The sequence below is a fragment of the Pseudomonas sp. C7.1 genome, assembly GCF_056312395.1.
Genome location: NZ_JBWDTL010000003.1, coordinates 3,209,236 through 3,229,813, shown reverse-complemented (window position 1 = coordinate 3,229,813; position 20,578 = coordinate 3,209,236). Strand labels below are relative to the sequence as shown.

The following is a 20,578-nucleotide window of genomic DNA, read 5'->3' as shown; positions in this document are numbered from 1 at the left end:
GCTCTGTGTGTTGTAGGAGCCAGCTTGCTGGCGATGCTCTTGTGCTGCCTGGATCGCCGGCAAGCTGGCTCCTACAGGAAGTTCCCATGCACCTGACCCTCAACGATCCGTTCAAAACCCTTTGGGCCGGCAAGGACCCCTTTGTCGCGGTCGAGGCCCTGCAAGGCCAGGTTTATCGCGAGCTGGAAGGCCGCCGCACGCTGCGCACCGAAGTCGATGGGCGCGGTTACTTCGTCAAGATTCACCGTGGCATCGGCTGGGGCGAAATCGTCAAGAACCTGCTCACCGCCAAACTGCCGGTGCTCGGTGCGCGACAGGAATGGCAAGCCATTCAGCGCCTGACTGAGGTCGGTGTCGCCACCATGACCGCCGTGGCCTATGGCGAGCGCGGCAGCAACCCGGCAGCGCAGCATTCCTTTATCGTCACCGAAGAACTGGCGCCGACCACCGACCTCGAGCAACTCAGCCTGAACTGGGCGCAACAACCGCCCGAGCCACGGCTCAAATGGGCGCTGATCAAGGAAGTGGCGAACATGGTCGGCAGCATGCACCGCGCGGGGGTCAACCACCGCGACTGCTATATCTGCCACTTTCTGCTGCACACCGATAAGCCGGTAACCGCCGATGATTTTCGCCTGTCCGTGATCGACCTGCACCGCGCCCAAGTACGCAGCCAACTGCCCCTGCGCTGGCGCAACAAGGACCTGGCCGCGCTGTATTTCTCCGTGCTGGATATCGGCCTGACTAAGCGCGACAAGCTGCGTTTTCTGAGCACTTATTTTGCTGTACTGAAAGGGCAGCAGCCATTGCGTCAGGCGCTCAGCGCCGAGCACGCGCTGCTGGCATGGCTTGAGCGCAAGGCGGATGCGCTGTATGCGCGCAAACAGCGTTATGGGGATGCGCTGTGATGGCGGGTTGGACTCTCGATCCGCAGTACCAGGCGCTATCTGCTGACTTCGGTGATTTGGATGCAGTGTTCGCCTTGCAAGGGGAGCGTCTGACTAAAGACCCACTATCCGAAGTCATTCGTGTCGAGCGCGGCGGTGTGCGCTATTACGTCAAGCGATACCGGGGTGCGGGGAAAGGCTTACGCCGCTATATCGGTCGGCCTCGGGTTAAAGCCGAATGGCAGAACCTGAAGAATTTCGCCAAGTGGGGCATCCCTACGGCGCCGATTGTCTGCTACGGATTGGAGCGGCGTCTGGGCACATTTGTGCGCGGTGCTTTGATTACTCGTGAGCTGGATCGCACCGAGGATCTTGCACTGTTGGCTGAGCGGGATGACCCGCGCTTGCGTGATAGCGCTTGGGTAGGCTCTGTCAGTTGCCAATTGGCACGTTCAACACGTGTGTTGCACGATCATCACTTCACCCATAACGATCTGAAGTGGCGCAACCTGCTGGTCAATGACCAGGGAAAGCTGTTTTTTATTGACTGCCCGACCGGCTCATTCTGGTGGGGGCCGCTTCTGCGTTACCGCATTATCAAGGACTTGGCCTGCCTGGATAAGATTGCCAAGTACAAGTTGTCGCGCAGCCAGCGCCTGCGTTTCTACTTGCAGTATTGCGGGCATGAGCGCTTGAGCTGTAAGGACAAGCGGCGGGTGCGACAGATCGTGAAGTTTTTCGAGGGCAGGGAATGAGCGACTTTATTGCGGCGCAGGATCGCGCCTTGCTTGAGCGGTATGGGCTGACCAGCTTCGGCGCGTTATGGGCGCTGCAACTTGAAGCGGTGGATGAGCCCAATACCGAGCGCGGTGGTTGGAGCAGTGTGTATCGGCTGGATTTGGGCGAAGCAGCGTTTTACCTCAAGCGGCAGAGTAATCATCTGACTCGTAGCCCGCTGCATCCCTTTGGTGAGCCAACCTTTACCCGCGAATTTCGCAATATTCAACGTTATGCGGCGCTGGGCATTCCCGCGTTGCAGGCGGCGTTTTTTGCCGAGCGTAAATTGCCGGGTGAGCGTCGTGCGGTGCTGCTGACCCGCGCCCTGGATGGCTGGCAGGATCTGGATGCCTGGTTAACCGGCTGGGCCGCACTCGACGAGACCCGTCGTGTGGCGATTCTCAAGGCCTGCGGTGAGCTGGCGCGGCGTCTGCACCAGGCAGGGCAGATGCACGGCTGCTTTTACCCCAAGCATATTTTTCTGCGCGAGACCGCTATCGGCTTCGACGCGCAGTTGATTGACCTGGAGAAAACCCGTCCGCTGTTGTTCGGTCAGCGTGATCGGGTAAAGGACCTGGAGCCACTCTTGCGCCGCACCAGTGTGTGGAGTGAGGCAGACGTTCGCGTGCTACTGACGGCCTATCTTACGGGGGGTGCTGGTCTCGCTGATTGGAGTGCGCGCCTCGGTGCGCGCAGTCGTCACAAGGTGGCACGTCGATGAACGTGGCGGGGCTTCGTCAGGCAGGGCGCTCGCCAGCATTGCCGCTGATCATCGAGTTGGCTGATGCAGCGGGCTCGGCTGAACTGACTCTGCAACGGCTGCTGCGTGTGTTGCCCGGGCAGCGTTATGTTGCCCAGGCCGAATGGCGCGGCCGGCCTGTACTGGCCAAGTTGCTGGTCGGTGACAAGGCCGCGCGCCATTTTCAGCGCGAGCGTGATGGTGCGCGCCTGCTGGCCGAGCAGGGGTTGAATACGCCGCAGTTGCTGGCGGAGGGGTTGCGTGAAGGTGAGGGTGGCTGGCTACTGTTCGAGTATTTGGGTGGCGCAGAGAGCCTGTGGGATGCCTGGCGCGCCGTGGAAGGCCAGCTGCTGTTGAGTGCTGATCAGCAGGCGGTGTTGGCCGATGCGTTGGTTAGCATCGCGCAGATGCACGCCAAAGGACTGTGGCAGGCCGATCTGCATCTGGACAACCTGCTGCGGCATAACGGCCAGCTCTTCGTTATCGACGGTGGTGGTGTGCAGGTCGAAATGGCCGGCCAGCCACTGTCACGCGGCAAGGTGCTGGAAAACCTTGGGGTGTTCTTTGCCCAGCTCCCAGCCGAGTTGGCGCCCTTTATCGAAGAGCTGCTGGTGCATTACCTGCTGGCCAACGGTGAGCATGCGTTGCCCCTGGAGGCGTTGCTCAAGGAAGTGGACAAGGTACGCAAATGGCGTATGCGCGATTATCTGCGCAAGGTTGCCCGCGACTGCAGCCTATTCGCTGCAAAAATCGGTGCGTTCGGCCTGCAAGTGGTGCGTCGCGACAACCAGGCCGAGCTGCAGCCGCTGTTGGATAACCTGGATCTGCTTACCGAGCAGGGCCATATCTACAAAACCGGCGGTGCGGCCACCGTGGCACAAGTGCAGTTGCAAAGCCGGCCGCTGGTGGTCAAGCGTTACAACATCAAAAACCTGGCTCATTGGCTCAAACGCTTCTGGCGACCCAGTCGCGCCTGGCACAGTTGGGTTGAAGGCAACCGCCTGCAGTTGTTGGGCATCGCCACCCCGCAGCCATTGGCCGTGCTAGAGCGGCGATGGTGCTGGCTGCGCGGGCGGGCCTACCTGATTACCGAATACTGCGGTGGGCAGGATATAATCGCGCGCTTTCAGGCGTTCCAAGACGGAGCACCCCCGGAAAGCGACCTGTTGGCACTGGATCGTTTGTTCGCCGCCTTGCTGCGCGAGCGCATCAGCCATGGCGATTTCAAGGGGCACAATCTGCTTTGGATTGAAGGGCGGGATGAGGCTCCTGGCCACTGGTCCCTTATCGACCTAGACGCCATGCAGCAACACCGCAGTGCGCGCAGTTTCGCCAAGGCTTATGCCCGCGACCGCGCTCGTTTTCTGCGTAACTGGCCTGCCGATTCGTCGCTGCACCAGTTGCTCAACCAACGTATTCCGCTGACGCCCGCCGTCGGCTCAGCAGACTAAAAGAGGCAAAACCAGTGGCACTGACCATTCTCGGCCTGTCCGGCGCCCTTAGCCATGACCCTTCCGCCGCCCTGTATATCGACGGCAAACTGATCGCGGCCGTCGAAGAAGAGCGCTTTGTGCGCGACAAGCACGCGAAAAACCGCATGCCCTACGAATCGGCCAAGTTCTGTCTGGAACAGGCCGGAATCAAACCTGCCGACGTCGATGTGGTGGCGATTCCGTTTGCACCAATCAGCATCTTCGAGAAGGCTCGCTGGCAGTACGCAAAGCGCTACTGGTATGCGCCGGACCGCGCGCTTGATGCGATTCTGATGGGCAATCGCCGTTACAAGCGCTACTACAAGCACATTCAATGGTGCCTGCAACAGCTCGGTTTCGATCTGAAGAAGGTCAAGATCGAGCCGGTCGAGCACCACCTGGCCCACGCCGCCAGTGCCTACCACTGCTCGGGCTTTACCGAGAAGACCGCGATCCTCGGCATCGACGGCAAGGGCGAGTACGCCACCACCTTCTTCGGCTACGGCGAGAACGGCAAGATCCACAAGATCAAAGAGTTTTTCGACCCGGATTCGCTCGGCGGCCTGTACGGTGCGATCACCGAGTTCCTCGGTTTCGAGATGCTCGATGGCGAGTTCAAGGTGATGGGCATGGCCCCTTATGGCGATGCTAGCAAGTACGATTTCTCGCGCCTGGCCACGTTCGAAAATGGTGAGCTGATCATCAACACCGAGTACGCCAACGTTATCGGCCTGCGCCGCTATAAAGAAAACGGCAAGGGCTTCTACTTCTCCAAGAAGCTGATCGAGTGGCTGGGGCCCAAGCGCCAGGGCGATATCGCCGACGACCCGTACATCCACTACGCCGCCAGCATGCAGGCGCTGTTCGAGAAGCTGGCGCTGCAGATGATGGAGCACTACCTGGGGGACATCATCCGCGAGACCGGCAAAATCGCCTTCGCCGGCGGCTGCGCGCTGAACGTCAAACTCAACCAGAAGATCATCGCTCGCGATGATGTGAAGGAGCTGTTCGTTCAACCGGCTTCCGGCGACGCCGGTACCGCAGTGGGTGCTGCCGCTTACATCTCGCACCAGCGCGGCGTGCCGGTGGAGAAGATGGAGCACGTCTACCTCGGCCCGTCCTACTCCAACGAAGACGTGATCGCCGCCTGCGTGCGCCACCCAAGCAAACCGGTGTTCAAACGCATCGACAATATGCCGCAGCGCATCGCCAAGATCATGGTCGACGCCAACCCGGTGGCCTGGTTCCAGGGCCGTATGGAGTTCGGCCCGCGCGCCCTCGGCGGTCGCTCGATCATCGGCTGCCCGAGCGTGCCGGGCGTGGCGGATCGGATCAACGAGCAGATCAAGTTCCGCGAGCGCTGGCGCCCCTTTTGCCCGTCGATGCTCGATACCGTCGGCCCGCAGATGCTCAAGGTCGATCACCCGAGCCCGTTTATGACCTTCACCTTCGAAGTCAACGAAGAGTGGAAGACTCGCGTTGGCGAAGTCGTGCACGAAGACGGCACCTCGCGCGCCCAGGTGCTCAAGCGCGAATACAACCCGCGCTACTACGACATGATGCTCGAGCTGGAGAAACTCACCGGCAACGGCGTGTCGCTCAACACCTCGCTTAACCGCCGTGGCGAGCCGATGATCTGCTCGCCCACCGACGCGTTGAACATGTTCTACGGCTCCGACCTGCAGTACCTGATCATGGAAGACATCCTCGTGGTCAAGGACGGCAAGGATTGGTATGACAATGTCTGAGGCGACTGGCCATCGTCTGGCTGAGCGAGCTAGCGCAGGGCTAGGCGAGCGGCGCCGAGGAAGCGGAGTTTACTGTGGTAAATGAGCATTCCGAGGCGGCGCTCAACAACGCCCTGCCGACGCGTAGCCAGCCAGAGTCGTGGGTTTTGCAGTTCTGCCACGGCTACGACGGCCCCTTCCTTGACTGTGCGCGGCAGTACGCCGCGCTCTTTGTCGGCACGCCTTACAAGGTCTGCACCGTCTACCTGACCGGCAAACCGAGCGCGGAAGTCGAGCAAGGCTCAGCGTCTGACGAGGTGATTTTCCTCGATTACTCCAGCCGCGACGTGCGTGGCCTTAAGCTCAAGGCGATCCGCGACCTCAAGCGTATCGCCGCTTCGCGCGACTTTAAATTCTGTATCGCCCATCGCTTTAAGCCCATCTACGTCGCTTTGCTGGGCAGCGATCTTCCAGTGATCGGCGTGCATCATGCATTTGGTGACTACAAGCGGCGTACGCGTCAGCTGTTTGCCAACTACTTCCGCAAACGCCTGGCTTTGCTCGGGGTTTCCAATGCTGTGCGCGATGATATGCGCGCCTGCTTGCCGAACTGGGCGCCCGAGCGTATCGAGACGCTGTACAACCGTATTGATATTGCTGCGGTGCAGGCTGAGCAGGTGTCTCGCGAAGCAGCACGTAAGCATCTGGGGCTGCCACAGGATGCCTGGGTGGTCGGTAATGTTGGCCGTCTGCATCCAGATAAAGACCAAGCCACACTGATCCGTGGGTTTGCCCAAGCTTTGCCACAGCTCCCTGCAGAAAGCCTGTTGGCGATTATGGGCAGTGGTCGTCTGGAGGCTTCACTCAAGGCCTTGGCTATTGAGTTAAGCGTGAGCGATTCAGTACGCTTTCTTGGCCAGGTGGCGAACGGGCGCAACTATTTCAAAGCGTTTGATGTGTTCGCACTGACTTCAGATCATGAGCCGTTCGGCATGGTGTTACTGGAAGCAATGGCGGCTGGGGTGCCGGTGATTGGGACTGACTGCGGTGGTGCGTGTGAGGTAGTCGAGGGTGTGGGGCAGTTGTTTCCGTTGGGCGATGTCGACGCCCTTGCTGAGTGTATGAAGTGGCCTCAGCTCTTATCAGTTGAAGATTTGGAAAAAGTGCAGCAATTTGGTTTTTATAAGCTTAGAAATAATTACTCGGATCAGGTGGTTGTTTCTGATTTTTTGCGGTTTTTGCAGAGTGCATCGTGATGAAGTCTCCCCCTAGTATTATTTTTATTATTCCTTATTTTGGTCGTTGGCCATTCTGGATGCCGTTTTTTATTGAGAGCTGTCGGGTGAATCAGGATGTCAATTGGTTGCTGATTAGTGATTGTGAGGAGTTGCCGGATTTGCCGTGTAATGTTGAATTAAGGAAAAGTAGTTTCGTAAATTACTGTGCCTGGGTTTCAGGTCGACTGGGGTTTAATTTTTCTCCTAGCAATCCGTATAAACTTTGTGATCTGAAACCAGCCTATGGTTACTTGCATGAGCAAGACGTAGCAGGCTATGACTATTGGGGGTTCAGTGATCTTGACCTCATTTACGGCAACCTGCGTGCTTATTTCACTGAGGCGCGCTTGAACAAGTTCAAGTTTTTTTCTACCCATGAGCGTCGCGTTTCAGGACACCTGTGTTTATTACGTAACGAGCCTGAGTTTCGAACGTTATTCTGGAAAATTAGGGATTTTAAGTCGCGTGTGCAGGATGATAGAAATCATGCGCTAGATGAGGGGGGCTTTACTCGGCTCTTTCTCTGGCGCAAGAACTTTCCAAAACCGCTTTTTAATTTTGTCGGTTGGTTTAATTCACTTCGACGGAATGCTGAATTTGTAGAGGCCTTTAGTACTCCCAATGGTTCGCGTGCATGGATTGATGGCTCTCATGATTATCCTGCCTATTGGCAATGGCAGTCGGGACGCTTGACGAATGTTAAAGACGGGGAGCGAGAGTTTCCATATTTACATTTTTTACATTTGAAGAAAAATTCATGGAAAGACATCGATCATTTGAGTAGCCAAGCAGTTGTAAGTTTATCACGCACGCACAGTTGGATGATAAGCGAGAGCGGGTTCCAGGCGGCAGTAGCTAGCCGTGGAGCGTAATCCCTGGGCAGAAAAAGCGCAGTTGCTGGACCGCTATCGCTGGTTACTGCTGCGTGAGCGCCACGGCATACTGGGTAGTACCTTGCGTTTCGCCCGCGAGGCTCTGGGCGATTGGTGGTTTGGTGTGCGTGCCAAAAAACGACTGGCGACCATTGTTGTCGCTGGCGCCTGCGACTTCTTGCTACTGCAATCGGCCCCCAAGGTTATCGCCTTCCAGCGCAAAAAATTATTGATCGAAGAGTTGCGCGGCCGCGGTCACCATCTGATCGAGACAGCTTTACTGGAGCCGAAACAGATACTGCGGCAGCGGTTGTTAAAGGTGCCGCCTTTTATCGTGCCAACCCGCTACTTCGGTCTGGCGGCTTATGCCGAATGGCTGGTCGAGCATCACCAGCCGCGCATCCTGCTCAATGACCGCAATGGCAGCCTATATGCGCCATTTCTGCGTTTGTCGCTAAACGCCCGTCAACGTCTGTTGGTGCATCTTGCCCATGCCTCGACCGTGGAGAGTTCGCGGCGTTTGGGCATGAATGATTACGACTATTATTTCCTGTTTGGGCAGGGTTCTCTGGAAGCGCTGCAGGCGCGGACATTGCGTTTTGGTAGTTCGCAGGCGGTGCTGGCGGGCTCGCATATGATCGACAGTGCCTATGATCTGCCGCCGGCTGAGCAGTCCCTGCGTACTGTGCTGATTCTCGGCGTTGGTCCGGATAAAGAGAAGGAAGCAGGTTATCAGTCCACATACGCGCTGCTGCGTGACTGGGCCGCCGCGCATCCTGAGTACCAGGTTTTGGTTAAGGCCCACCCACGCAGTCAGGTGCCGTTCTGGCAGCAAGCCGCTGCTGAGTTGACTAACCTGCGGATCTTATCCGCCGACTGCACATTGGCCGAGGCTTTGGGGCGTGCTTCATTGGTGATCAATATCATGTCCAATGCGGTGATCGAGGCCGCTCTGGCGCAACGACCGCTGATCTATGTAAATGCCAGCGGCGAGCCAGATATCTTTGCTCAAGACGGTTTTTTCGGCGAGCGTGTCGAGTGTGCTGACCAGTTGCAGCAAAGAATTGCGGACATTGCGGCTGATTACACGGGGAGTCTGCAGCAGTCGGCCCGCTTTGCCGACTACCATCTGGCTCAGGGTATCGCGGGGCTTGAACGGACATGTGCTTTGCTCGAATGCCTGCTGCGCAATAGGCATATCGACAGTCAGCCTCTAGTGCAGTGTCTGGTTGCTGAGTAACTACTAAAAAGGGTCTGCCGTTTGAGTGATGTTATGACCGAATTGTGTTTTGAGCGTGCATTCGTTATCAACCTCGATCACCGTGCCGATCGTTGGGCGAAAATGACAGAGAACCTGGCGCAGGTCGGTATTTCCGCTGAGCGTTTCTCCGCCATCAGTGTTCGTGACCTAGTCGATGATCAGCCATCTGTTGCGCTCAAGCGTTTTCTCCAACGAGTCGATGGTCCAAGCGCCGCTGCAGAGCACAAGCTGCAGACGACCTGGGCGTGTATGCACAGTCATCTGGCGATTATTCGTATGGCGCGTGACGCTGGCTGGTCGTCGGTGCTGATTCTTGAAGATGACTGCGAGTTTGAGCCTTATACCCCTGTCGTGCTTAATCGGGCATGCAGGCAGTTGCAGGGGCGCGACTGGGACGTGCTGTATCTCGGCGGTACATTGAAAAAGGGCGGCAAGAAAACGGCTGTTTCCGCCAATCTCTGGGACGTCAGTCGTATCCGACTGGCTCATGCTTATGTGGTTAACGCCAGTCTCTATGAGCGAATTCTTCGCGAGGCTCCGGAGTCGGGATTACCGCTCGACTGGTACTACTCGGAAGTCCTACAAGCCTCCGCCAATACCTTCATGGTGCGGCCGACCCTGGCGCATCAACGCTTATTTGATATGAGTGATATTGAGCAGGTCGAGCGTAAGCCTAAATACAAGACACGCCAGGCGTTGCGGCGCTGGTGGGCAAGAATGCGTTACGGTCGCTCGTCGTACTAATGGAGCAACTATGACTCATTTATTGCCAAGCATTGAAATCAATGAAGGTAACCTATTCGCTAGGTAGTGGAAATATTAGTGGTGAACTTAACCGTTGGTTATGACCTGCAGTACAGCATGACGATGGGGGCCGATGACGCGCCTCTTAGCGATCATTTCCAGATGTTTTTCAGTCACTATGGTGAGTCGGCATGATCCCACGAAAAATCCACTACTGTTGGTTCGGCGGTAAATCGTTGCCTCTGCAGGCTAGGCGCTGCCTGGCCTCTTGGGCTTATCATTTGCCGGACAATCAGGTGGTGCGTTGGGACGAGCGAAGTTTTGATGTCAACGCCCATCCATTTGCTGCGGCGGCTTATGCAGAGGGGCGCTACGCTTTTGTTTCCGACTATGCACGCATGCGCGTTCTTGAGGAGCATGGCGGCATTTACTTGGATGTTGATGTTGAAGTACGCGCGCGGTTTGATGATTTGCTTAACCTGCAATTATTTATTGGTACTGAAGATCAGCAGCGCTTCGCCACGTCGATTATTGGTGCACAGGCCGGGCACTGGTTGCCGCAGCATATGCTGTCGTTCTACGACAGGACGGAGTTTGATGTGACGCGGCTGTCTGAGTTGGTGAACGTCAATGAAGTCAGTCGCCTACTGCTCAAGCAGGGGTTTACCGGCGGCGGCGACGACGAGTTGCGTGGGCAGGAGCGTGTGCTTGCTATCGGTATGCTCGCCGACGCACGGGGGGCTGCCCCGCAAGGGATGAAGCCAATTGCGCGGCATTTTTACGCAGGCAGTTGGCGCTTACGCAGCGATAAGGGGGCCCTAAGTCGCATTGCGCGTGGGCTGCGCAAGGTGCCTGGGCAAGTTGAGGCATGGCTTTATTTGCAATGGTACAGAGCCGGGGCTTACCTCAAGTAGGCTGAGTTCTACAGGCTATTGAGGTTGAAATTTGCCCTGGATAGGTTCGATTTATTTAGTGGCCTTGCTGACGGCCTTGTAAGCGGCCATCAGTTCTTCCCATGGGAAATTATGCACGTTGCGTCGCTGCAGGTAGTTGTACAGGTGCTGGAAGTTGCGGCGAACCAGCATGCGTCCTAGCGGTCGGCCTTTGAAGCGAATATCGAGAAAATCGATTAGGCCGAAGTCGTCATTCGGGGTGCGCAGGACGTTGCCCAAATGCAGTGAGCGGAAGTAGATGCCGCGCTGATGCAAGCGGTAGATATAAGCGGCCAATTGCGGCAGTAGTGAGTCGAACTGTTCACGGCTGTCGCGAAAAAGACGGTCCAATGGCTGACCTGCGAGTGGTTCGTAAAGGCATGCGCTGACAAGCTTTCTGCGGTCGATCCAGCATATTTCGCAAATGCTTGGTGTCTGGATACCTGCCGCCCGCAAACGACTGGCGCGATCACTGAAGCGTGCCGCGTCCGGGCGTAGGCGGGCAAGCAAGGGCAGGCGGCGACTGCGGAAGATTTTCAGTAAGTTGCCATCGGCGAGGCGAATTACCTTGGCTCCATGGCTGTCTTTTTCCAGTACCTCGCCGTGGCTCAGCCAATCTTGGAATTCTTTCGCTGTTACAATCCGCATCTTATTTCTCTAGTCGTCGTACGAGGCGTGCCGAATGGCCAATTCTAACCAGCAATCGAGTATCAAGGTTTATTTGCGGTTGCTGAAATACGTGGTCCCTTACGCGGGCCTGTTCGCCATCAGTATCTTGGGCTTTTTGATTTTCGCGTCCACCCAGCCGATGTTTGGCTACATCCTCAAGTATTTTGTGGATGGTTTGGCCAATCCGGACGCCAGCTTCTTCGCGGCTGTACCCTACCTGAAAGATGTTCCATTTTTGGTCAACCTGAAGCTTATGCACGTTGTGCCGTTGCTGATTGTGTTGATTGCACTCTGGCAGGGTATCGGCTCCTTTCTGGGCAACTACTTTCTGGCTAGGGTCTCGCTTGGGTTGGTGCATGACCTGCGGGTGTCATTGTTTAACAACCTGCTGGTGTTGCCTAATCGTTATTTTGATACCCACAACTCGGGCCATCTGATTTCGCGGATCAGCTTTAACGTGACCATGGTCACGGGTGCTGCCACCGATGCGATCAAGGTAGTGGTGCGCGAGGGCATGACGGTGATTTTCCTGTTCGCCTCGCTGTTGTGGATGAACTGGAAGTTGACCCTGGTGATGCTGGCGATTCTGCCGTTGATTGGTCTGATGGTCACCAGTGCCAGCCGCAAGTTTCGTAAACAGAGCAAGAAAATCCAGTTGGCCATGGGCGATGTGACCCATGTGGCATCCGAGACGATTCAGGGCTATCGGGTTGTCCGCAGTTTCGGCGGCGAGTCATATGAGCAGACGCGCTTTCTCAGTGCTAGTAACAGCAACCGGGAAAAACAGCTGCGCATGACCAAGACCGGTGCGGTGTATACGCCGATGTTGCAACTGGTGATTTACAGCGCCATGGCGGTTCTGATGTTTCTTGTGCTGCTGATGCGTGGTGATGCTTCGCCGGGTGATCTGGTGGCCTATATCACCCTGGCTGGCCTGCTGCCCAAACCGATTCGCCAGCTGTCCGAAGTCAGCGCCACGGTGCAGAAGGGCTTGGCGGGTGCCGAAAGTATTTTCGAGCAGTTGGATGAGGATCAAGAGGTCGACCACGGTACCGAAGAGCGCGCACGCGTTAGCGGTCGTCTGGAAATACGTGATCTGAGCTTCCAGTATCCAGGTGCCGAAAAGCCGGTGCTCAATAACATCTCCTTTGTTGCTGATCCTGGCCAGATGGTCGCTCTGGTTGGGCGCTCGGGCAGTGGCAAGTCGACCCTGGCCAGCCTGATTCCGCGTTTCTACCACCATGAGCAGGGGCAGATCCTGCTCGATGGCCTGGATGTCGAGCAATACCGTCTGCGCAACCTGCGTCAGCATATTGCGCTGGTGACTCAGCATGTCACCCTGTTCAACGACACCGTGACCAATAATATTGCCTACGGTGACCTGGCCGACGCGCCGTTTGAGGATGTGCGTAAGGCTTCTGAAGCGGCTTACGCGGCTGAGTTTATTGAGAAGCTTCCGGAGGGTTATGCAACCCTGGTCGGCGAGAATGGCGTGCTGCTCTCCGGCGGTCAGCGCCAGCGTTTGGCAATTGCCCGCGCGCTGCTGAAGAACGCACCGCTGCTGATTCTCGATGAGGCCACCTCCGCGCTGGACACCGAGTCGGAACGGCATATCCAGGGTGCGCTGGATGAGGTGATGAAGGGGCGGACTACCCTGGTCATCGCGCACCGTTTAAGCACAATCGAGAAGGCCGACCTGATCCTGGTGATGGATCAGGGGCAGATTGTCGAACGCGGCACTCACAGCGAGTTGTTGGCGTTGAACGGTTATTACGCACGGCTGCATGCGCGCGACTTCGTTGAAGTCGAAGACCTGGTCGTGGAGCCTGATGCCTGATGCTCAGTCATATACGCGCCTGGCGTGAGCGTGGCTGGACGCCGGTTGATGCCGCCACTTATGCCGATGCCTGGCAGCGCTTCGGTGGCAGCGTAGCCACCCATCCGCAGGTCATTGAGCGTTTGGCGGGGCTTGCCTGCTTGCCAGTGCGCTATCTGGGTTGGCTTGAGCGGGGTGAGTTGCGCGCTGCGATTCCGACCTGGGGTCGCCATCTGGCCTTGTCCAAGGATGTGCTGAAACAGCAGGGCAAGCGCGGCTTGTTCGATTTGGGTAATGCCGAGATCATCCTGCCGCTGGCGAGCGACGCGCGTGTAGCGTTGCGCCACAAGGTGCGCTATCTGTCGGCTCTGAATGCCGAGCAGGTGCTCGGTCGACATGAGCAGCCTGAAGGCCTGGCCCTTGCTCGCGAGCCCGAGGAATACAGCAAGAAATTCCGCTATAACCAGCGTCGTGAGCAGCGTTTGTTAGAGGAGGCGGGCGGGGTGATTCGGCCAATGCTGGAGCTCTCGGCTGCCGAGCAAGCAGTGATTTATGCCGATCTGTTTCAGCGCCGCTGGGGTTTTGAGGCGACCGGCAAGGCGCATTTGGCCGAGGTGTTCAGCCTGATGCGCGACTTTATGACTGGTTCGCTGATCTACCTCAACGACCAGCCGGTAGCGATCCAAGTGCTCTACCGCGTCGAGGCGCCGCAGTGGGTCAGCCTGGAATACATTAACGGCGGCGTTGATCCGCAAAATCGCGAGTTCAGCCCCGGCAGCGTGCTCAGCTTTATCAACACCCAAGCAGCCTGGGCTGAGGCTCGGGCTCTCGGCAAACCGCTGCGTTACTCCTTTGGCCGGGCCGACCGCGAATACAAAGATCGTTGGTGCAATCGCATGCCGGTTTATCAGGTCTGATATGTCTGGACGCAAGCAAACCCTGCTCAAGCAACATCGTCAGCAAAAACGCATTGCGCTATTGGTGGCACTGGCGCTGTTTTGCCTGCTCGGTGTGTTTGTCGCCTGGTGGTGGGTACCGTTGCTCCTGCTGGTGGGCTGGGTGGCCCATGAGGCGTGGTTTGCCGATCATCTGTTTTACGCGCCGTACGACGACTACAGCTATGTATTTGCAGCAGATGTGCCCACCTTTTCCGGGCGTATCGAGGCGGGCTGTCTGGGTCTGGATGGCGATATTGGCGCTGCCGATACCCTGATATTGCAGGTGCAGCTCAAGGCCGGCTGGCTTGGGCGTTGGCTGGACCCCTATGTGCTGATCGGCAGCGACCGTCAGGATTTTGAACGGGGCGTGAACGGCCGTCGCTACCTCAACCTGTCCGGCCAGCAGGATGCGTTGGTCGACGGGACGCTGCGGCTGCGCGGTCGCTTCTGCCGCATTGAGCCGACAGTCACTCTGTTTGCCTTGAGCAATCCGGATTATGCCGAGCAGCGCCTAATGGTGATTGCGCCGCATGCCGACGACGCCGAGCTTGCCGCCTTTGGCCTGTATAGCCGTGCGCCTGATGTCAGCATCGTCACCCTGACTCAAGGCGAAATAGAGGCCGAGGCTTATCAAGCCCTCGGGCTGGATCAAGCAGATGCCGCTCGACTCAAGGGGCGCCTGCGCAGCTGGGATAGCCTGGCCATTGCGCTCTGGGGCGGCGTACCGCAAAGCCAGTGCCTGCAACTGGGTTATTACTGCCTGCAGTTGCCGGCGATGCAGGCGCAGCCCGAGTCAGGCTGCGGTTCGCGCGAGTCGGGCGAGGGGGATATTCGCAGCGTACGCGCCGCTAATTCAATCCAGCTGCCAGGCGATGCTGATGGCGTGCCCAGCTGGCGCAATCTACTGGCTGATCTGGTGGCTGCCCTTGAGCACTTCCAGCCTGAGGTGGTGGTGACGCCGCACCCGCAGCTGGACCCGCACAGTGATCATGTGGCCAGTACCCAGGCGCTGCTAGAAGCGATTGAGCTGAGCAGCTGGAAACCGGAAACCTTGTTGCTGTATGCCAACCATCTGCACGACAACGACCGCTGGCCCATGGGCCCGGCGGGCTTTGGCATTGCACTGCCGCCGGCGATTGAAGCGCTGCCAGCGGATGGCCTATGGAGCCCGAGTCTGGATGCCGCGCAGCAACTGGATAAGGCCATGGCCTTGGCCATGCAGCACGATTTACAAGGCGCATTGCCGCTTAAACGACGCATCCGCCGGTTGATCCAGCGCCTGCTGGTCGGGCGGCGCTGGCCGGCAACCGGTGAAGATGAGTTCTTTCGCAAGGCGGTGCGCCGCCATGAACTGTTCTGGGTGCGTACGCTCGGCGGCTAGCCGGTGTATTTACCTACCAATGTTATGATTTGCGGCGATTCGTTTTGGCCGCTTCTGGAGTGTTTATGAAATTGTCCATGCCGCGTTTCGACCAGGCTGCCGTTTTGGTGGTAGGCGACGTTATGCTCGACCGTTATTGGCATGGCGGCACCTCGCGGATTTCTCCGGAAGCGCCGGTGCCGGTGGTCAAGGTCGAGCAGATCGAGGATCGTCCGGGCGGCGCGGCTAACGTTGCGCTAAACATCGCCGCCCTCGGCGCACCGGCTACATTGCTCGGCGTGACCGGGCAGGATGAGGCCGCTGAAAGTCTGCGCAACAGCCTGCAGGCAGTTGGCGTAAAGACCTTTTTCCAGACGATCAAAGATCAGCCCACCATCGTCAAATTACGGGTGATGAGTCGTCATCAGCAACTGCTGCGCATGGACTTCGAAGAGCCGTTCCGCACCGACAGCGCTGCTCTGGCCACCAGCGTTGAAGCGCAACTGGACGGCATCAAGGTGCTGATCCTCTCGGACTACGGTAAGGGTGCCCTGCAAAACCATCAGGCGCTGGTGCAGCTGGCGCGCAGCAAAGGCATTGCGGTGCTGGCTGATCCCAAGGGCAAGGACTTCTCCATCTATCGCGGTGCCAGCCTGATTACCCCAAACCTGCACGAATTCGAAACCATTGTCGGCCATTGCCACGATGAAGCCGAGCTGGTGGCCAAGGGCGCAGCCCTGATGGCCGAGCTGGCGCTGGGTGCGTTGCTGGTGACCCGTGGTGAGCATGGTATGACCCTGTTGCGCCCAGACTACCCAGCGCTGCACTTGCCGGCGCGTGCTCGCGAAGTATTCGATGTGACCGGCGCTGGCGATACGGTGATTTCCACTCTGGCCGCCAGTCTGGCCGCCGGTGAAGAACTGCCGCATGCCGTCGCCTTGGCCAACCTGGCTGCTGGCATTGTGGTTGGCAAGCTCGGTACCGCTGCTATTAGCGCACCGGAGCTGCGCCGGGCGATCCAGCGTGAAGCGGGCTCCGAGCGTGGCGTGCTGAGCCTCGATCAACTGCTACTGGCCATTGAAGACGCCCGCGCCCATGGCGAGAAGATTGTCTTCACCAATGGCTGCTTCGACATCCTGCACGCTGGGCATGTGACCTATCTGGAGCAGGCCCGCGCTCAGGGCAATCGACTGGTGTTGGCGGTGAATGACGATGCCTCGGTCAGCCGCTTGAAAGGCCCAGGTCGGCCGATCAACGCGGTGGACCGTCGTATGGCCGTGCTGGCCGGTCTTGGTGCGGTGGATTGGGTGGTGAGCTTTAGCGAAGACACCCCGGAGAATCTCATTCGCGCGGTCAAGCCGGACGTGTTGGTCAAAGGCGGCGATTACGGCATCGAGGGCGTGGTTGGCGGCGATATTGTCCGCGCCTATGGCGGCGAAGTTCGGGTGCTGGGGTTGGTGGAAAACAGCTCGACCACCGCTATAGTCGAGAAGATCCGCAGCAATTAACCCTCGTCCTGCGACTGGCTGTTGTGCCAGTCGCTGGCGTCGGCGCGGTCATAGGCGCTTGCCCTGACCGCGCGCATCATCTCTGGCATCCCCCGTATGGAGCGAGATGCCATGACTTCCGATGTACAGGGCCGTGCCCTGGCAATATTGAATCGCGTCGCCCAGGCAGACTGGCCGGACCGCTTGAAGCTGCGTAAACCCTTCGAAAAACTGATCTACACCGGTAGCCGTGCCAGCTTTCGTGCGGCGGCGCAGCGTGCGGGCAAAGTTGCCAGGCTGCCGCGCCCGGCCGATCCCGATGCCTTGTTCGATCTGTCGCTATCCGATGAGCAGCAGATGCTGGTAGAGATGCTGCAAGCCTTCGCCAGTGAAGTGCTGCGCCCGCTGGCCCATGATGCCGACGAGCAGGCCGTGCTGCCTGCTGCCTTGCTTAACCAGGCCCATGAGCTGGGGCTGACCCACTACGCGGTGAGCGAAGCCCAGGGCGGTATGGCGGGCGAGCGCACCACCCTGAGTAATGCGCTGATTGCTGAGGCGCTGGGCAAGGGCGATCTGTCCCTGGCAGCCGCGTTATTGGTGCCGCTATCGGCGGCCAACTGCATTCGTCGTTGGGGCAATGCGGCGCAGCAAGCGCGATGGCTGTCGGCGTTTGTCGGTGAGGAGCCAGCGCCAGTAATGGCCATCGCGGTCAATGAACCGACGCCGCTGTTTGACCCGCACAAGCTGGCGACTCGGGCGCGCAAGCGCGGCAAGCATTACGTGCTCAGTGGTGAAAAGTGCTTGGTGTTGCGCGGCCTGGATGCCAGCCAGTTGATCATCGCCGCACAGGCAGCGGATGGCCCGGCGTTGTTTATTGTCGAGGCCGGCGCCAAAGGTCTGCAGCGCAGTCCGCAGCCGGCCATGGGCCTGAAGGCCGGCAGCACCGCGCGTGTTCGGCTCAATGGCGTGAAGGTGTCGGCTGAGGCGCGCCTGGCCGCTGAGTGTTTCAATTACCAGAGTTTTCTCGATTATGCCGGCCTGGCCTGGTGCGCCTTGGCTGTGGGTACGGCGCAGGCGGCGCTGGATTATGTAGTGCCGTACTGCAATGAGCGCGTGGCCTTCGGTGAGCCGATCAGCCATCGCCAGGGTGTGGCCTTTATGGTCGCCGACATGGCCGTTGAACTCGATGCCATGCGCCTGATGGTCTGGCGTTCGTGCTCGCGCGCCGAGCAGGGCTTGTCGTTCCAGCGCGAGGCTTATCTGGCGCGTCTGCTGTGCAGTGAAAAGGCCATGAAGATCGGCACCGACGCTGTGCAGTTGCTCGGCGGCCATGGCTTTACCAAAGAACATCCAGCCGAGCGCTGGTACCGCGATTTGCGTGCGCTGGCAGTCATGGCCGGCGGCCTCCAGCTCTAAGGGCGTAGCCAATGAACTTAGAAACCCCCAAGAAATTCCGTGGTTTGGTCAATCAGGCCCATCAGGTGGCGGAGAACTATTTCCGTCCAATTTCACGCAAATACGACAAGGCCGAGCATGCCTATCCCAAGGAGCTGGACCTGCTCGCGGCGCTGCTCGATGGCATGAACGCAGGCTCGCCGGACGCCATCGGTGCCACTTCGGCGAGTAAGCGAGGCGCGGCCCGCGAGCAACAGGAAGGCATCAAGAATGGCGGCAATCTATCGGCCCTGCTTGGGGTGATGGAGCTGTGCTGGGGCGATGTTGGCCTGTTGCTGGCCATGCCGCGTCAAGGGCTGGGCAATGCGGCGATTGCCGCCGTGGCCAACGATGAGCAGCTGGCGCGTTTCGGCGGCACCTGGGCGGCCATGGCGATTACCGAGCCAGGCTGCGGCTCAGACTCGGCGGCGATCCGCACCACGGCGATCAAGGACGGCGATTACTATGTGCTCAACGGCGAGAAGATCTACGTTACCTCCGGTGAACGTGCCGACGCGGTGGTGGTGTGGGCCACCCTGGACAAGAGCCTTGGCCGCGCGGCGATCAAGTCATTTGTGGTGGAGCACGGCACGCCGGGCATGAGTGTCACCCGTCTGGAGAAGAAGCTCGGCATCAAAGCCTCAGACACCGCCGCGATCAGCTTTAGCGATTGCCGAGTGCCAGCGGCCAACCTGCTCGGCAACCCGGAAATCGATGTGCAGAAGGGCTTTGCCGGGGTGATGGAAACCTTCGATAACACTCGCCCGCTGGTCGCCGGAATGGCGGTGGGCGTGGCCAAGGCGTCGCTGGACCGCACCCGTGAACTGCTGAAGAAGGTCTGCAAGCTGGATTACCGAACGCCACTGCTCAGCGTCAGCCATGCCGAGGCGACCCTGTACCGCCTGGAAGCTGAATGGGAAGCCGCGCGACTGCTGACCCTGAAAGCCGCCTGGATGGCCGACAACAAGCTGCCCAACTCCAAGGAGGCGTCGATTGCCAAGGCCAAGGCCGGGCGGGTGGCCAACGAGGTGACGCTGAAATGTGTCGAACTGGCCGGTGCGCTGGGTTACGGCGAGGATGAGTTGCTGGAGAAGTGGGCGCGGGACTCGAAGATTCTCGACATCTTTGAGGGCACTCAGCAGATCCAATTACTGATTGTCGCCCGACGTTTGCTGGGCAAGAGCTCGAGTGAATTGAAATAGCTTGTCACTCGTAGGATGCAATCCGGGGGCCGTTTTGCCGGAGGCGGGGTTCCCCGGTTTTCATCCGGGCTACAACGCTTGCAGAGCCAGCCAATCCTTCCAGCGAATACGCTCATCGCGCACCAGCCAGCCATCCTGTGGCGCAAAGCTTTCGGCCAGCCACAGGCCGCGAGTGCTGGCGGGTGATAGCTGGCCCTGCTTCAGGGTCAGCAGCTCGGCGGTCGGTCGGCCCTGGTCTAGCGGAATCAGAAACAGATCGGGGCGGGCGCGGTCGAGGCGGGCGATCAGTTGGCCGTCGTGCAGATGCTCATCGACATGCAGCAGGCTGAGTTGACGCGCCTCTTTGGGCAGGTCCAGGCGCAGGTCGTACACCAGCTGCAGCGAAGCGGTTGGCAGATGCACGTAGGCGCGTGGGCGTTCGAGCAGCTTGAGGTTGCCGCATTGCACCGGCCGCGCCGCGCCGGACAGCGAGCTGAGGTTGAAGTGCGCGGTTTCCCGGTAGCGTAGGCTGTTTTGGTAGGGCGTCGGCAGCCAGGTGTCACCAAAGCGTCCGCTCAGCCAACCTTCCGGGGTTTCCAGCAGGCACTCTTCGGCCACTTCCTGAATGGCGGTAAGCAGCGGCAGGTTGAGTTCGTGGGCCGGCACGTAGCCGGAGATCAGCTTGAGCACCACATCACCACGGTCGGCACGGCGTTGGCGTACCAGCACCCAGTATTCGCGGCCCTGCCAGCAGAGGGTCAGGCGCACCGAAACACCCAGATTGGCCAGCTCTACGGCAAAGCGCTGGGTATCAGCCACGCTGACCGGTTTGCGCTTTTCCAGCATCTGCGTGAAGTTCAGCGGCATGCCCAGGCCCTGGTAGCTCAGGCCTTCCGGGCTTGCTTCGACAAACATCTGGAGGGTCTTGAAGGTGCTCGGGTCTTTGCGGATCAGGGTGCGCGGCATGGCAACTCCTCGCGGGTATCGGCGTGGGCATGGCCTGAG

General features: G+C 58.8%; 18 protein-coding genes. 16 read left to right on the top strand and 2 right to left on the bottom strand.

From position 1 onward, the window contains the following. Positions 1 to 86: 86 nt before the first annotated feature. From rfaP to AC0T4W_RS18495, 10 genes are all read left to right on the top strand, one after another. Entirely contained in the window at positions 87 to 908 is an 822-nt protein-coding gene (rfaP, locus tag AC0T4W_RS18540) for a lipopolysaccharide core heptose(I) kinase RfaP (RefSeq protein ID WP_476321485.1), read from the top strand. After that, positions 908 to 1,642: a lipopolysaccharide kinase InaA family protein gene (locus AC0T4W_RS18535; protein ID WP_476321483.1), complete on the top strand. Its 735-nt coding sequence runs from the start codon at positions 908 to 910 to the stop codon at positions 1,640 to 1,642. The genes rfaP and AC0T4W_RS18535 overlap by 1 nt, the downstream gene beginning before the upstream one ends. Then, the gene (locus tag AC0T4W_RS18530) at positions 1,639 to 2,385 is read left to right on the top strand and encodes a lipopolysaccharide kinase InaA family protein (RefSeq protein ID WP_476321481.1); all 747 of its coding nucleotides are present in this window, start codon (positions 1,639 to 1,641) and stop codon (positions 2,383 to 2,385) included. Before AC0T4W_RS18535 ends, AC0T4W_RS18530 begins: the two co-directional genes overlap by 4 nt. Then, positions 2,382 to 3,854 carry a lipopolysaccharide kinase InaA family protein gene (locus AC0T4W_RS18525; protein ID WP_476321479.1) on the top strand — a complete coding sequence of 491 codons (1,473 nt, stop codon included), beginning with the start codon at positions 2,382 to 2,384 and terminating at the stop codon, positions 3,852 to 3,854. Before AC0T4W_RS18530 ends, AC0T4W_RS18525 begins: the two co-directional genes overlap by 4 nt. A 14-nt stretch (positions 3,855 to 3,868) precedes the next feature. Next, positions 3,869 to 5,623, top strand: coding sequence for a carbamoyltransferase family protein (locus AC0T4W_RS18520; RefSeq protein WP_476321477.1), 1,755 nt, complete (start codon positions 3,869 to 3,871; stop codon positions 5,621 to 5,623). A gap of 113 nt (positions 5,624 to 5,736) precedes the next feature. Beyond that, positions 5,737 to 6,858, top strand: a complete 1,122-nt coding sequence (locus AC0T4W_RS18515; RefSeq protein ID WP_476323792.1) for a glycosyltransferase — start codon at positions 5,737 to 5,739, stop codon at positions 6,856 to 6,858. Continuing rightward, on the top strand, positions 6,858 to 7,751 hold the full coding sequence (locus tag AC0T4W_RS18510) for a DUF6625 family protein (RefSeq protein ID WP_476321475.1): 894 nt from the start codon (positions 6,858 to 6,860) through the stop codon (positions 7,749 to 7,751). The genes AC0T4W_RS18515 and AC0T4W_RS18510 overlap by 1 nt, the downstream gene beginning before the upstream one ends. Then, a complete protein-coding gene (locus AC0T4W_RS18505) occupies positions 7,741 to 8,991 on the top strand; it encodes a capsule biosynthesis protein (RefSeq protein WP_476321473.1) in 1,251 nt (416 codons plus the stop codon). The genes AC0T4W_RS18510 and AC0T4W_RS18505 overlap by 11 nt, the downstream gene beginning before the upstream one ends. 33 nt (positions 8,992 to 9,024) lie before the next feature. Then, complete coding sequence (locus AC0T4W_RS18500) at positions 9,025 to 9,756, top strand: glycosyltransferase family 25 protein (protein WP_476321471.1); 732 nt, start codon at positions 9,025 to 9,027, stop codon at positions 9,754 to 9,756. Positions 9,757 to 9,947: 191 nt separating this feature from the next. Beyond that, complete coding sequence (locus tag AC0T4W_RS18495) at positions 9,948 to 10,670, top strand: glycosyltransferase family 32 protein (protein ID WP_476321469.1); 723 nt, start codon at positions 9,948 to 9,950, stop codon at positions 10,668 to 10,670. A gap of 51 nt (positions 10,671 to 10,721) precedes the next feature. Here the strand turns inward: AC0T4W_RS18495 and AC0T4W_RS18490 are convergent, their stop codons facing one another. Next, a complete protein-coding gene (locus tag AC0T4W_RS18490) occupies positions 10,722 to 11,336 on the bottom strand; it encodes a lipopolysaccharide kinase InaA family protein (protein WP_476321467.1) in 615 nt (204 codons plus the stop codon). Positions 11,337 to 11,370: 34 nt separating this feature from the next. Between AC0T4W_RS18490 and msbA the strand changes: the two genes are divergently transcribed. The 6 genes from msbA (at position 11,371) to AC0T4W_RS18460 (ending at position 19,594) form a co-directional block, all read left to right on the top strand. Next, positions 11,371 to 13,194 carry a lipid A export permease/ATP-binding protein MsbA gene (gene msbA / locus AC0T4W_RS18485; RefSeq protein ID WP_476321465.1) on the top strand — a complete coding sequence of 608 codons (1,824 nt, stop codon included), beginning with the start codon at positions 11,371 to 11,373 and terminating at the stop codon, positions 13,192 to 13,194. After that, positions 13,194 to 14,090 carry a GNAT family N-acetyltransferase gene (locus tag AC0T4W_RS18480; RefSeq protein WP_476321463.1) on the top strand — a complete coding sequence of 299 codons (897 nt, stop codon included), beginning with the start codon at positions 13,194 to 13,196 and terminating at the stop codon, positions 14,088 to 14,090. The genes msbA and AC0T4W_RS18480 overlap by 1 nt, the downstream gene beginning before the upstream one ends. 1 nt (position 14,091) lies before the next feature. Beyond that, positions 14,092 to 15,492, top strand: a complete 1,401-nt coding sequence (locus AC0T4W_RS18475; protein WP_476321461.1) for a PIG-L deacetylase family protein — start codon at positions 14,092 to 14,094, stop codon at positions 15,490 to 15,492. Between the two features lie 65 nt (positions 15,493 to 15,557). After that, positions 15,558 to 16,979 carry a bifunctional D-glycero-beta-D-manno-heptose-7-phosphate kinase/D-glycero-beta-D-manno-heptose 1-phosphate adenylyltransferase HldE gene (gene hldE / locus AC0T4W_RS18470; RefSeq protein WP_476321459.1) on the top strand — a complete coding sequence of 474 codons (1,422 nt, stop codon included), beginning with the start codon at positions 15,558 to 15,560 and terminating at the stop codon, positions 16,977 to 16,979. Positions 16,980 to 17,090: 111 nt separating this feature from the next. Beyond that, the gene (locus tag AC0T4W_RS18465) at positions 17,091 to 18,374 is read left to right on the top strand and encodes an acyl-CoA dehydrogenase family protein (RefSeq protein WP_476321457.1); all 1,284 of its coding nucleotides are present in this window, start codon (positions 17,091 to 17,093) and stop codon (positions 18,372 to 18,374) included. 11 nt (positions 18,375 to 18,385) lie between these two features. Continuing rightward, positions 18,386 to 19,594: an acyl-CoA dehydrogenase family protein gene (locus tag AC0T4W_RS18460; protein WP_476321455.1), complete on the top strand. Its 1,209-nt coding sequence runs from the start codon at positions 18,386 to 18,388 to the stop codon at positions 19,592 to 19,594. Positions 19,595 to 19,663: 69 nt separating this feature from the next. On the opposite strand, the gene AC0T4W_RS18455 is transcribed toward AC0T4W_RS18460, so the two are convergent. Beyond that, positions 19,664 to 20,539, bottom strand: a complete 876-nt coding sequence (locus AC0T4W_RS18455) for a metal ABC transporter ATPase (protein WP_476321453.1) — start codon at positions 20,537 to 20,539, stop codon at positions 19,664 to 19,666. Positions 20,540 to 20,578 lie beyond the last annotated feature (39 nt).

Excerpts from the sequence above, each read along its gene's own strand:
- AC0T4W_RS18530 (WP_476321481.1), top strand. The coding sequence starts at position 1,639 with ATGAGCGACTTTATTGCGGCGCAGGATCGCGCCTTGCTTGAGCGGTAT.
- hldE (WP_476321459.1), top strand. The coding sequence starts at position 15,558 with ATGAAATTGTCCATGCCGCGTTTCGACCAGGCTGCCGTTTTGGTGGTA.
- AC0T4W_RS18510 (WP_476321475.1), top strand. The coding sequence starts at position 6,858 with ATGAAGTCTCCCCCTAGTATTATTTTTATTATTCCTTATTTTGGTCGT.
- AC0T4W_RS18535 (WP_476321483.1), top strand. The coding sequence starts at position 908 with ATGGCGGGTTGGACTCTCGATCCGCAGTACCAGGCGCTATCTGCTGAC.
- msbA (WP_476321465.1), top strand. The coding sequence starts at position 11,371 with ATGGCCAATTCTAACCAGCAATCGAGTATCAAGGTTTATTTGCGGTTG.
- AC0T4W_RS18455 (WP_476321453.1), bottom strand. The coding sequence starts at position 20,539 with ATGCCGCGCACCCTGATCCGCAAAGACCCGAGCACCTTCAAGACCCTC.
- AC0T4W_RS18460 (WP_476321455.1), top strand. The coding sequence starts at position 18,386 with ATGAACTTAGAAACCCCCAAGAAATTCCGTGGTTTGGTCAATCAGGCC.
- AC0T4W_RS18480 (WP_476321463.1), top strand. The coding sequence starts at position 13,194 with ATGCTCAGTCATATACGCGCCTGGCGTGAGCGTGGCTGGACGCCGGTT.
- AC0T4W_RS18465 (WP_476321457.1), top strand. The coding sequence starts at position 17,091 with ATGACTTCCGATGTACAGGGCCGTGCCCTGGCAATATTGAATCGCGTC.
- AC0T4W_RS18525 (WP_476321479.1), top strand. The coding sequence starts at position 2,382 with ATGAACGTGGCGGGGCTTCGTCAGGCAGGGCGCTCGCCAGCATTGCCG.
- AC0T4W_RS18490 (WP_476321467.1), bottom strand. The coding sequence starts at position 11,336 with ATGCGGATTGTAACAGCGAAAGAATTCCAAGATTGGCTGAGCCACGGC.
- rfaP (WP_476321485.1), top strand. The coding sequence starts at position 87 with ATGCACCTGACCCTCAACGATCCGTTCAAAACCCTTTGGGCCGGCAAG.
- AC0T4W_RS18475 (WP_476321461.1), top strand. The coding sequence starts at position 14,092 with ATGTCTGGACGCAAGCAAACCCTGCTCAAGCAACATCGTCAGCAAAAA.
- AC0T4W_RS18500 (WP_476321471.1), top strand. The coding sequence starts at position 9,025 with ATGACCGAATTGTGTTTTGAGCGTGCATTCGTTATCAACCTCGATCAC.
- AC0T4W_RS18495 (WP_476321469.1), top strand. The coding sequence starts at position 9,948 with ATGATCCCACGAAAAATCCACTACTGTTGGTTCGGCGGTAAATCGTTG.